Below are 11,109 nucleotides of genomic sequence, written 5' to 3' on the forward strand. Positions count from 1 at the left end.
GAGCGCCAGGGGTTGTTTCAGGCGGCAGGTGTCCAGCCGCCGCCGAGTGCGCGGATAAGGTCGATGCTGGCCTCGACACGGCGTGTGTCGAGTGCGATCACTGCGCGCCGGACCCGCAATGCAGTCGTTTGTGTGGTGACGACAGTAAGGTAGTCCTCGGCGCCTTTGCGATAGCGATTGAGGCTGAGCTGTTCTGTTTGCCCGGCCTGCTGCTGTGCCGCAGTTTCGGCCCTGGTCTCATCGCCCAGGTGATGCAGGCGCGAGAGGCTGTCTTCGACCTGCTGGAAGGCATCGAGAACGCAAGTGCGGTAGTCTGCCGTTGCCTGTGTCCACTGCGCGCGAGCCTCTTCGACCTTGGCGTGACGCTTGCCGCCATCGAAGACTGAAAGCACGGCGCGTGGTCCCAGCGACCAGAAGATGTTGGATGCGCTCAGCAGTCCGGCGATGCCGGTGTTCTCCAGCCCACCTTCGCCGCCGAGCATCAGTTGGGGGAAGAATGCGGCCTTGGCGACGCCGATACGCCGGTTGGCCGCGAACATGCGCCGCTCGGCAGCGGCAACGTCGGGGCGACGTTCCAGGAGCGTGGACGGCACCCCAACGGGCGTGTCCGGTATGGTGGGCATCTGGGTGGACGCGGCCAGTGAGAAGGAACTGGCAGGTGTGCCTATCAGGCTGGCTATCGCATGTTCCAGCAGGGCGCGCGAATTGTTGAGGTCCGCGAGCTGCGCACGAGCTTCCTGCAACTGTGTGCCCGACTGGCCTGTCTCGATGCCGCTGGCGATGCCATCTGCGAAACGGCGGCGGGTCATCGCATCGGCGCGGCTGTAATCATCGACCGTTTCACGCAGCAGTTCGATCTGCCGGTCATCACCGCGCAATTCCACATATGTATGCGCTAGCTCGGCCTCCAGGCTGAGACGGATCGCGGCAAGGTCATCGGCACTGGCCTGCGCGTCCGCGCGTCCTGCGGCGACGGAATTGCTGACCCGCCCCCACAGGTCGACCTCGTAGCTTACTGCACCGCCCAAGGCGTCGTCGGAGTAGGTGTCCGGCTGGGTGCTGCCTCTCAGCGGACGATTGTCAGACTGGCGATCATACATCGGATCGGCGCCCAGCCCAATATGGGGCAACGCCGCCGAGTGCGCTTCCTTCAGATCGGCTTGTGCTTCCTGATAACGGCCCAAGGCCGCCTGCAACGTGGGGTTGTCACTGCCGATCTTCGTCTCCAGCCCATCCAGGGTCTGATCGCCGTACACTGTCCACCATGCGCCGGAGATAGCCGGGGAGGCGGGGGAGGCGGGCTGCCATGGCCCGGCCTCCTTGTAGGCAGCAGGTGCCGTGACGATCGGCGGATGATAGGCGGGGGCCTGCGAGCAGGCTGCCAGTGCAGTGGAGGCCAGCACTGCCAGCGTGAGGGCACGCCATCCCGCGGAACGGTCAGCCATGCGCGTTCTCCACCTGGACCTGTTGGCCCTGTGTGATTGAATCCGCCGGATTATCGACGACCTGCATGCCTTGCGACACGCCGGAGATCACTTCCACGGTGCTGCCCATATCGCGGCCGAGCGTGACGTTGTGCAGGGCAATGCGATGATCGGGCGTGACGGTTGCCACTTGTGTGCCGGCAGAACGGAAGATCAGTGCGCTTGAAGGGATGGTCACGGTGTGGACGTCACCGGGCAGGTCGAAATCGACTTCGGCATAGCCGCCGGGCTTCAGTTTACCGTCGGGGTTATCGACCAGAAGCTGGACATTGAGCGTACCATTGCCGGTGTTGATGACACCGGCCGAGCCCACGACGTGCGCGGCGAACGTCAGGCCAGGATAGCTTGGCGTTGTCAGCGTGGCGGTGAGACCGTCATGGATAGCGGCAGAGAAGTCCTGAGGAACGCCGACGTAAAGGCGGATCTTGTGTAGGTCTGCCACTTCGAACATCGGTTGCGGGTTGCTGGCGCCTGGACCGACAAGATCCCCGATGTCCGCATTGCGGGCCGAGACGACGCCTGCGAAAGGCGCACGCACGACGGTATAGCTCTTGAGGGCGAGCAGACGGTCGAGGTCGGCTTTGGCTGCGGCAACTCCGGCGCTTTTTGCTGCTGAATCGCTGTTCTTTTCGTCGGCTTCCTGACGTGAGACCGAGTTGGAAGACAGCAGGTCGTTCCAGCGCGCTGCGGTCGTCTTGGCGAGACCTGCATCAGCATTGGCCTGTGCCAGCTGGGCGCGGGCCTGCGCGATCTGCTGATCCAGTTCAGGCGTGTCGATCGTGCCCAGTGCGGTTCCGGCAGCAACGTTCGCGCCGATGTCCTTCGACCAGCTGCCGACATAGCCGTTTACGCGGGCATACAGCTTGGCCTCGTTCCAGGCTGCCATCGTGCCCGGCAGCGACAGCGAATGGCTTTTGGCGTTGGCGCCGACAGGTACGAGGTGGACGCTTTGCACTGTGCGCGCATCGGCCCAGTGCTGGGCGGCATGGTGCTGGTTCATGCGGCTGACGGCGCCGGTCGCAACGACACCAGCTGCGATGAGAACGGCGACGATGCCAGCGGTCTTGAGGCCACGCGGCGCGCGCGCGGTGTCCTGCTGGGGAGTGGATTCATGCATGGGCGATGTCTCCCTGGGGAAGATCGGAGGAGGTGGAATGGTCAGGTACGGTGTCGGGCGAAGGCGCCGGGCGGTACTTGCGATGGACGATCGAGAACACCACCGGCACGAAGACGAGGGTCGCCATCGTCGCGCAGATGAGGCCGCCGATCACGGCACGGCCGAGGGGAGCGTTTTGTTCACCACCATCGCCAAGGCCGAGGGCCATCGGCCCCATGCCGATGATCATCGCCAGCGCGGTCATCAGGACGGGGCGGAAGCGCGTTGCACCCGCCGCAAGCGCGGCCTTGGTGGCGTCGCCCAGTTCGAGCAGTTTCTCTCGGGCGAAGCTGACTACCAGCACGGCGTTTGCGGTGGCCACGCCCATGCACATGATCGCGCCGGTGAGAGCAGGCACCGAGAGCGGGGTGTGCGTGGCGAACAGCATCCACACGATCCCGGCCAGTGCCGCAGGCAGTGCCGAGACGATCACCGCAGGGTCCACCCAGCTCTGGAAGTTGACGACGATCAGCAGGTAGATCAGCACGATGGCACCCGCGAGGCCCAGCAACAGACCGGTGAAGGCGGTGTTCATCGTTTCCACCTGCCCGCGTAGATGCACGCTGGCACCTGCCGGAAGATCGGCGTGAGTGTCCTTCAGGATCGTATCGATATCGGCAGCTACCGCGCCAAGATCGCGGCCCTGTGGTGCGGCGTAGACATCGAAGGCGGGCTGCACGGCATAGTGCGAAACCACCGCAGGCGAAGGCTTGCGCACGATCTGGCCGATCCCGCCCAGCGTCTGGAAAGCGCCCTTGCTGCCTGTCACGGGGATCGAATCCATCGCAGACATGCTGTCGGTACGATATTCCGGCATCTGCACGACGATGGGATAGGACACACCATTCTTCGGGTTCAGCCAGAAGGTGGGCGCGACCTGGAACGAACCGGAGAGATCCACCGAAAGGCTGTTCGTCACGTCCGCTTCGGTGATTCCATCGCGATCAGCCTCGGCACGGTTCACGTTGACCTTGAGCTCCGGATAGTTCTCTGCCTGCTGCAGGCGAACATCGGCGATGCCAGCGACATGGCCGATCTTGCGCACCAGTTCCTGGGCGTAGGCTTCGTTGGCCGTGGTGTTCGGCCCCGTCACCATGACGTCGATCGGCGCAGGTGAGCCGAAATTCAGGATCTGGCTGATGATGTCAGCCGGCAGGAACGAGAAGGTCGAGCCGGGGAACGTGTCGGGCAGAACCTTGCGTAACTGCTTCACGTAATCGGCGGTGGGTCCGTGATCCTTGGAAAGCGTCACCAGAATGTCGCCGTCCTGCGGGCCGACGCCGCCATCGTTGGAATAGGCACGGTTGATGCCGGAGACCGGCAGGCCGATGTTATCGACGATCGAGGCGATCTGCCCTAGCGGAAGGGTGCTGCGAATGCGGGCCTCGACATGATCGAACAGCGCGGCAGTTTCCTCAAGACGGGTGCCGACGGGCGCGCGTACATGGAGGTCGATCTGGCCGGCATCGATCGAGGGGAAGAAGTCGCGTCCCAGCATCGGGATGAGGGCGAAGGAGACGAGTACCACGGCAAGAAACCCCGGTACAAACACGCGTCGGCGTTCAAGCACGAAGGTCAACAATTCGACATACCAGCTGCGCACGGCCTCAAAACGCTTCTCGAAGCCCTGTTGGAAGCGGCGTAGCGGATTGTGGCTCTCGGGGCGTCCCGCCATTGCGTTGTGGCTGGCCATGACCTCGGCGGTGTGCGGCCCGGCATGGGCACGCAGCAGGAAGTTGCCCATCGTCGGCACCAGCGTGCGGGAGAGAACAAAGGAGGCGATCATCGCAAAGACCACTGCCTTGGCCATGGGCGCAAAGAGATAGCCTGCGATACCCGGCAGGAAGAACATCGGCACAAAGGCGATGCAGATGCACAGCAGCGAGACGAACGCCGGGCCGACGATCTGACGAGCGCCATCGAGGATCGACTCCCGCACGCCCTTGCCCTGTTCGAGGTGCCAGTTGATGTTCTCGATGGTGACGGTCGCATCGTCGACGAGGATGCCGACCGCGAGCGCCAAGCCGCCCAGCGTCATCACGTTCAGCGTTTCGCCGGTGATGGAGAGCCCGGCAACCGCAGCCAGGATTGCCAACGGAATTGATGCGGCGATAATTACGGTCGAGCGCCAGGAACCGAGGAACAGCAGGATCATCAGGCTGGTGAGTGCGGCGGCAATCACACCTTCGCGGATGACGCCCGACACTGCGGCCTTCACGAACAGCGACTGGTCGGACAGGGTGACGATCTTCAGATTCTTGGGCAGCGTCTCCCGCAGCTTGGGGAGCATGGCCTTGACCTGATCGACGATCGTCAGGGTCGATGCCGAGCCCGCTTTGAGAACGGTCATCAGCACCGAGCGGTGGCCGTCGACACGCACTTCGTTGCGCTGCGGCGGCGAACCATCGCGCACATGGGCGACATCGCTCATCAGCACGGTCACGCCGTCCACGGTCTTGATCGGCAGCGAATTGAGGGCATCGACCGCAGAGGGGCTGTTGTTCAGGCTGACATCGTATTCGTAGCGGCCGATCTTGGTTGTGCCGGCGGGGGTAATCTGGTTCTGCGCGGCCAGTGCCTCGCCGACGTCGGTGGCCGAAAGGTGGTGCGCGGCCAGAAGTTGGGGATCGAGGTCGATCTGGATCTGGCGCTCACGGCCGCCATAGGGCGAGGGAATGGCAGCTCCTTCCACCGAGGCAAGCGCGGGGCGGATGAAGTTCTGCCCGCTGTCGAACAGCTGCTTTTCCGAGAGATGGTTGGATGAAAGCGCCAGTTGCAGGATCGGCACGGTCGAGGCGTTGTAGTTCAGGATCAGCGGTGGCGTGATGCCGTGGGGCATCTGCTTGAGCACGGTCTGGCTGATCGACGTGACCTGCGCGGTGGCGGTGCGGATGTCGACACCGGGGCGGAAGAAGATCTTTACGATACCGATGCCGTTCAGCGACTGGCTCTCGATATGGTCGATGTCGTTGACAGTCGAGGACAGCGAACGCTCGTAATAGTAAATCACGCGGCCGGACATGTCCTCGGGCGGCAGGCCGCGATAGGACCATACGGCGGCGATCACGGGGATCTTGATGTCTGGGAAGATGTCGGTGGGTGTCTTAAGCCAGGCGGTGACACCTCCGATCAGGATCAGAATAGCTAGGACGACGAATGTCAGCGGCTTGCTGAGTGCGATCTTGACGATTTGGAGCATGGCCATCTCGGGTCAAAGCAGAACAGGTAGAGTGCGGTGCGTCATGTCGTGCCGCACTGCACCATCGAACTGTCGCGAGATCGGCCTCTGTGCGAGTTTGCGCTAGTGAATTAAAATTCACCTGGAAGCGGAGCGATTACGGCATCCGGTGGTGTCACCAGTGCGATTGCAAGACCGGGTTCGTTATCTCGAAGCTCCAGCTCGAACTGGTGCAAGTGAGCAATCGCAGCAACTATGCTGAGGCCGAGGCCGTATCCCGAAATGCCGCTGCCGACGATGCCTCGCTCGAAGCGATGGAGGGCTGTCGCTCGCTCTCCGGGGGCGATGCCGGGGCCGTCGTCGGCCACCGTGATGCGCACGGCGCCGCGAACATCCCGTGAAGCAGAGATCGAGATATGCCCGGCTGTCGGCGCATACTTGATCGCATTGTCGAGCAGGTTGCTGAGCGCTTCGAACAGCAGGCTGCCATCGGCAAACAGACACAGGGCGCTGGCGGAATGGCAGGTAAGGTTCTGGGTGCGCTCTTCGGCTAAGGGACGATAAAGGTCGATCAGCGTCGCCAGCAAGTCGCCCACATCTACAGGGGCGAAACCGGCTCGCCGGGTACGGGCCTCGATTTCGGAGATGCGCAGCAGGCCTGCGAAGCGCCCAAGAGCGTGATCCAGATCGCCGATCGCCGCGTCGAGCGCGCTGACGAGCGTAGGATTCCCTTCGTTTTTTGTGCGGATCTGCGAAAGCCGTCCGCGTACGCGCGTAAAGGGGGTGCGCAGGTCATGGGCGATCGCGTCAGTCACGGATTTTGTCTGGTTGACCACCTGTGCCACTTCCTCGACCATGGCGTTCACGGTGCGGGCGAACTGGTCGAACTCATCGTCGCGGCCGGTCAGCGGCATGCGCTCGTCGAAGCGGCCGGCGGCGATCCGGCGAGCGACGTTCTGCAAGTGGCTTACCCGTCGAAGCGGCGCCAGGCTGAGTGCGGTTCCCAGCGTCAGCATCAGCAACAGGATGACAAGGCCGCTGGCCACGAAAATAACGGTCACACGCTGGCGCAGATCGACCACAAGCGTGATATCCCTTCCGATCAGAAGCATGTCCCCTTTGCCGACAGGTACGGCAAGCAGCCTTATCGCGGTGCGGATTCCGGGCTGGGCCGCCAGGTCGTGCGGATGACGGTTCAGGGCGCTGACCCGCGCTGTCAGGTTTCCGGCAATTCGGTGCCCGGATGAATCCAGCAAGGCGTAATAGTTCAGTCCGCTGATATCGCGGGCGAGTGAGGAGTCGATTTCATGCGGCACGTCTTCAGATGGGATGGACTGCATGCGTACCGCCTCGCGCTTGAGGATGCGGTCCGTGCGCGCGTTTATCTGGTCGGCGCTGAACAGGTAGATGACGAGAATCAACAGCGCCACGCCCGCTATCGCGATGGCGCCCAGTACCACGGTCAGGCGAAAGGTGCTGGTGTTGCGGATATCAGCGAAACGCAGGCGCCAGGGGCGTGCGATGTCGCTCAGTCCAAAGCCGGGCGTTCGGGTTTCGGCGGTGTTCGGGCCGATATCCGAGGGGCGGTCCGAAACGCTGCTATCCGGCATCGAAACGGTATCCTTCGCCTTTCACCGTCACGATCGGGGAAGGGGTGCCGGGTTGGTCCAGCTTGCGGCGCAGGCGAGCGATATGGACATTGATGAGGTTCGCGCCGGGATCGAAGAAATACCCCCAGACCTTTTCGAAGATGATGCGGCGGCTGACGACCTCTCCGGCATTTCGCATAAGGAATTCGAGAAGGCGCAATTCCATGTGCAACAGCTTTACCGGTTCGCCATTGATGGTAACGCTGCGGCGTACCAGATCGAAGACGATCCCACCGCCCTGCAACATTACCGGCTCGTCGACACCGCCGGCGCTTGCGCGACGCAGCAGGACTTCCACCCGGACGGCCATTTCGCTCGGCGCAAAGGGCTTGACCAGATAATCGTCGCCACCGGCGCGCAGACCGGCGATCCGGTCGTCGACATCGCTGAGCGCACTGATCATCAGCACGGGGGCGGTAACGCCAAGGCGCCGCAATTCGCCCAGAACCTCAAGCCCGTCCATGTCGGGCAGCATGCGATCGAGGGTAAGGCAGTCGAACGAGACCTCCCCGGCACGGGCGATGGCCTCGGCGCCGGTCGCACGGTGTTCGGCTTCCTGTCCGTGCGATTGCAATTCCTCGACGATGACGCGGGCTGTAACCTCGTCATCCTCGATCACCAGTATCCTTGCCATGCCGCTGCCCTAGCAAGCCGGGCGCGACTGTCCAAGCGATTGCGTTTCTGGACATGCCACGGGGAAGAAGCCGGATGCGCTCGGGCTCTTCCCCTGCTTTCTCTCGGTGTTCAGGCTATCAGGCGCCGAACTTCTCGCGCAATTCGTAGAGCGCCAGCGCAGCCTTGGCGGCCTCTCCGCCCTTGTCCTTCTGGGCGGGGTCGGCGCGGACGATGGCCTGCGCTTCGTTCTCGACGGTCAGGATGCCGTTGCCGATGGCAAGGCCGTCCATCGTCATCGCCATGATGCCGCGCGCGGATTCTCCGGCGACGATCTCGAAATGGTAGGTTTCGCCACGGATGACGACGCCGATCGCGACGTAGCCGTCATAGTCGCCGGTCGCATCCGCCAGCGAGATCGCGGCGGGAATTTCCAGCGCGCCCGGTACGGTGATGACGTCCGCCTTGTGACCGGCAGCCTTGAGCGCGGCGCGGGCGCCGTTCACCAGCATGTCGTTGAGGGCGGCGTAGAAGCGGGCTTCGACGATGAGGAAGCGGGCCATGAATCTTATGCTCCGTAGGCGACGTCGGCGAGCGACGCGGTAGGGGTGGGGTTCAGCGGAATGGGGCGTTCACCGGCGATGGTAAGGCCGTAGCCCTCCAGGGCGATCAGCGAATGGCGCGAATTGCTGAGCAGGATCATGTCGTGGATTCCCAGTTCGGCCAGGATCTGGGCGCCGATCCCGTAATCGCGCAGTTCATCGGCTTCGGGCGCGGGCGCCGCCGTCGATGCGGTCTGCCCCATCCGGTTGATGAGGACGATCACCCCTTGGCCTTCCTCGGCGATGATGTCCATCGCGCGATGCAGCAGGCCGGTGCGGTTGGGAGCATTTTCGCCCAGAACGTCGGCATACATGGACAGCGCATGCATGCGCACCAGGGTGGGCTTGTCGGGATCAAGGCGCCCCTTGATCAGCGTCAGCGTCTCGTCGCCGGTGGCGCGGTTGTGATAGGTGCGTGCCACCCATTCGCCGCCATGACGGCTGCGGAATGTCCGCTCGCCCCGCGCTTCGACCAGGCGGTCGTGGCGGCGGCGATAGGCGATGAGATCGCGGATCGTGCCGATCTTGAGATCGTGAAGGCGGGCAAAGGCCATCAGGTCGTCCATGCGCGCCATCGTGCCGTCGTCCTTCATGATCTCGCAGATCACGCCGGACGGATTGAGCCCGGCGAGGCGCGAGATGTCGACGGCGGCCTCGGTATGGCCGGTACGCACCAGCACGCCGCCCTCGCGGGCGCGCAGCGGGAAGACGTGGCCGGGCGTCACGATATCCTCGCGCGACTTGGTGCCGTCGATGGCGACCGAGACGGTGCGCGCGCGGTCGGCGGCGGAGATACCGGTGGTCACGCCTTCGCGCGCCTCGATCGAGACGGTAAAGGCGGTCTCATGACGGGTGCCGTTGTTGCGGCTCATCAGGTCGAGGCCAAGCTCGTCGATCCGGCGGCCGGTGAGGGCAAGGCAGATCAGGCCGCGACCGTGCGTGGCCATGAAGTTGATCGCAGCGGGCGTCGCCATTTGCGCGGGGATGATGAGGTCGCCTTCGTTCTCGCGGTCTTCATCGTCGACGAGGATGAACATGCGGCCATTGCGCGCCTCGTCGATGATCTCCTCGATGGGACGAGGACCGGGCGGTCGTCGTTCGAGGCGAGGAAGCGCTCCAGCTTGCCGAGCGTATCGGCGGTGGGATTCCAGCTTTCCTCGGCGCAATCGCGCAAGGTGTTGGCGTGAAGGCCTGCGGCGCGCGCAAGGCCCGCCTTGCTCATGCCGCCTTCGCTGACGAGGCGGCGGACCTGATCGATGATGTTGCCGGACATTGAAATCTCATTCGCACATTATGATGTGATTTCCATGTGGCGAATATCACATCGTGATGCAAGGAGATTGTCAGAGGCCGTCGTCCGCCTCGTGGCGAATCTCGTCCGCGCGGCGGCGTTTGCGGGCCTGAAGATCGCGCAGGCGCGGGATGCGGTCGTCGATCACATCGGCCAGAACGGCGCCGCGCTGCCCGGCGGGGCGGTCGGGTCCGGCGGTCGAATCGCAGAAGGTCTGGCGTTCGATCTCGGCGTTGAGCAGGGCGCCGAGCAGGACGCCGTAGGCGCTGAGGAACAGCCACATGAGGAACACGACGATGGCCGACAGCGAGCCGTACGTGGCGTTGTAGTTGCTGATATAGGCGACGTAGAGCGAGAAGCCGAACGAGACCAGAATCCACAGTAGCGTCGCCAGCAGCGAGCCGGGGGCGAGCCAGCGCCACTTGGCGGGGCGGCGATCCGGCCCATAGCGCATGATCAAAGCGAAGCCGCAGGAGCCCAGCGTCACCGCCAGCGCCCAGGTGAGCCATTTGAAGAACAGCGCGGTGGAATCGCCGAGGTAGTACATTGCCTGTGTTTGCAGCCACGCAAAGACGCCGCCCGAAAGAACGCCCGTCAGCGCAAGGCCGATGGCGGCGACTGTCAGCGAGGCCGCGCGCATCCACAGCGCTATGAAGCTGCGGGTCTCGCGCTCCTCATTGATGATGTTGAGCGCGCTGATCATTCCGTTGGCAGCGCGCATGCCGCCATAGATTGCGAAGAAAAGCGCGATGATCAGGGCGAAGCCGGTCACGCCGTGGCTGGTGCTGACGATCTGCATGAGCTGCGCCTCGATCAGGCGGGCGACGTCGCCGGGCACGACCTTGACGATCGCCTCCATCTGCCCGCGCACCGTCTGCACATCGCCGATAAGGCCATAGGTCATGACCGTCGCGGCGATCAGCGGGGTGATGGCAAGGAAGGTATAAAAGGCCAGGCCTGCCGAAAGCAGGGCCAGTTCGTGAAAGCCGATCATCACCCATACGCGCTTCAGCACGCGGCGCCAGGCCGAGAGCGGCATCTGCCAGGGCGCCCGCGCAAAGGCGCCGGGGGGATGTTGTTGTGGATCGGTTGCCGGATTCATCACGCGCGGGCTGGCCTTTCGGGAACTTTCGGTGT

The 11,109-nt window shown here is 63.7% G+C and carries 9 protein-coding genes; all 9 read right to left on the minus strand.

The features are described from left to right. Positions 1 to 17: 17 nt before the first annotated feature. The gene (locus tag CI805_RS08120) at positions 18 to 1,445 is read right to left on the minus strand and encodes an efflux transporter outer membrane subunit (RefSeq protein WP_260921705.1); all 1,428 of its coding nucleotides are present in this window, start codon (positions 1,443 to 1,445) and stop codon (positions 18 to 20) included. After that, positions 1,438 to 2,601, minus strand: a complete 1,164-nt coding sequence (locus tag CI805_RS08125; protein ID WP_260921707.1) for an efflux RND transporter periplasmic adaptor subunit — start codon at positions 2,599 to 2,601, stop codon at positions 1,438 to 1,440. The genes CI805_RS08120 and CI805_RS08125 overlap by 8 nt, the downstream gene beginning before the upstream one ends. Then, complete coding sequence (locus tag CI805_RS08130; RefSeq protein WP_260927862.1) at positions 2,594 to 5,839, minus strand: efflux RND transporter permease subunit; 3,246 nt, start codon at positions 5,837 to 5,839, stop codon at positions 2,594 to 2,596. The genes CI805_RS08125 and CI805_RS08130 overlap by 8 nt, the downstream gene beginning before the upstream one ends. A gap of 110 nt (positions 5,840 to 5,949) precedes the next feature. Next, positions 5,950 to 7,278 carry a sensor histidine kinase gene (locus tag CI805_RS08135; protein ID WP_260921709.1) on the minus strand — a complete coding sequence of 443 codons (1,329 nt, stop codon included), beginning with the start codon at positions 7,276 to 7,278 and terminating at the stop codon, positions 5,950 to 5,952. A 139-nt stretch (positions 7,279 to 7,417) separates the two neighbouring features. Then, positions 7,418 to 8,101 carry a response regulator transcription factor gene (locus CI805_RS08140; protein ID WP_260921711.1) on the minus strand — a complete coding sequence of 228 codons (684 nt, stop codon included), beginning with the start codon at positions 8,099 to 8,101 and terminating at the stop codon, positions 7,418 to 7,420. Positions 8,102 to 8,219: 118 nt separating this feature from the next. Further along, the gene (ribH, locus tag CI805_RS08145; RefSeq protein WP_260921713.1) at positions 8,220 to 8,642 is read right to left on the minus strand and encodes a 6,7-dimethyl-8-ribityllumazine synthase; all 423 of its coding nucleotides are present in this window, start codon (positions 8,640 to 8,642) and stop codon (positions 8,220 to 8,222) included. 5 nt (positions 8,643 to 8,647) lie between these two features. Beyond that, positions 8,648 to 9,718, minus strand: coding sequence for a 3,4-dihydroxy-2-butanone-4-phosphate synthase (gene ribB, locus CI805_RS08150; protein ID WP_409934880.1), 1,071 nt, complete (start codon positions 9,716 to 9,718; stop codon positions 8,648 to 8,650). Further along, entirely contained in the window at positions 9,604 to 9,954 is a 351-nt protein-coding gene (locus CI805_RS21090) for a hypothetical protein (protein WP_409934881.1), read from the minus strand. The genes ribB and CI805_RS21090 overlap by 115 nt, the downstream gene beginning before the upstream one ends. Before the next feature lie 70 nt (positions 9,955 to 10,024). Then, a complete protein-coding gene (locus CI805_RS08155; protein WP_260927864.1) occupies positions 10,025 to 11,074 on the minus strand; it encodes a YihY/virulence factor BrkB family protein in 1,050 nt (349 codons plus the stop codon). Between the last annotated feature and the right edge of the window lie 35 nt (positions 11,075 to 11,109).

It is taken from the genome of Novosphingobium sp. 9, assembly GCF_025340265.1.
Taxonomy (GTDB): Bacteria; Pseudomonadota; Alphaproteobacteria; order Sphingomonadales; family Sphingomonadaceae; genus Novosphingobium.

What these genes read in the sequence shown, in the direction of transcription:
- CI805_RS08120 (WP_260921705.1), bottom strand. Translation starts at nt 1,445, where the DNA reads ATGGCTGACCGTTCCGCGGGATGGCGTGCCCTCACGCTGGCAGTGCTG.
- CI805_RS08125 (WP_260921707.1), bottom strand. Translation starts at nt 2,601, where the DNA reads ATGCATGAATCCACTCCCCAGCAGGACACCGCGCGCGCGCCGCGTGGC.
- CI805_RS08130 (WP_260927862.1), bottom strand. Translation starts at nt 5,839, where the DNA reads ATGCTCCAAATCGTCAAGATCGCACTCAGCAAGCCGCTGACATTCGTC.
- CI805_RS08140 (WP_260921711.1), bottom strand. Translation starts at nt 8,101, where the DNA reads ATGGCAAGGATACTGGTGATCGAGGATGACGAGGTTACAGCCCGCGTC.
- ribH (WP_260921713.1), bottom strand. Translation starts at nt 8,642, where the DNA reads ATGGCCCGCTTCCTCATCGTCGAAGCCCGCTTCTACGCCGCCCTCAAC.
- ribB (WP_409934880.1), bottom strand. Translation starts at nt 9,718, where the DNA reads ATGTTCATCCTCGTCGACGATGAAGACCGCGAGAACGAAGGCGACCTC.
- CI805_RS21090 (WP_409934881.1), bottom strand. Translation starts at nt 9,954, where the DNA reads ATGTCCGGCAACATCATCGATCAGGTCCGCCGCCTCGTCAGCGAAGGC.
- CI805_RS08155 (WP_260927864.1), bottom strand. Translation starts at nt 11,074, where the DNA reads ATGAATCCGGCAACCGATCCACAACAACATCCCCCCGGCGCCTTTGCG.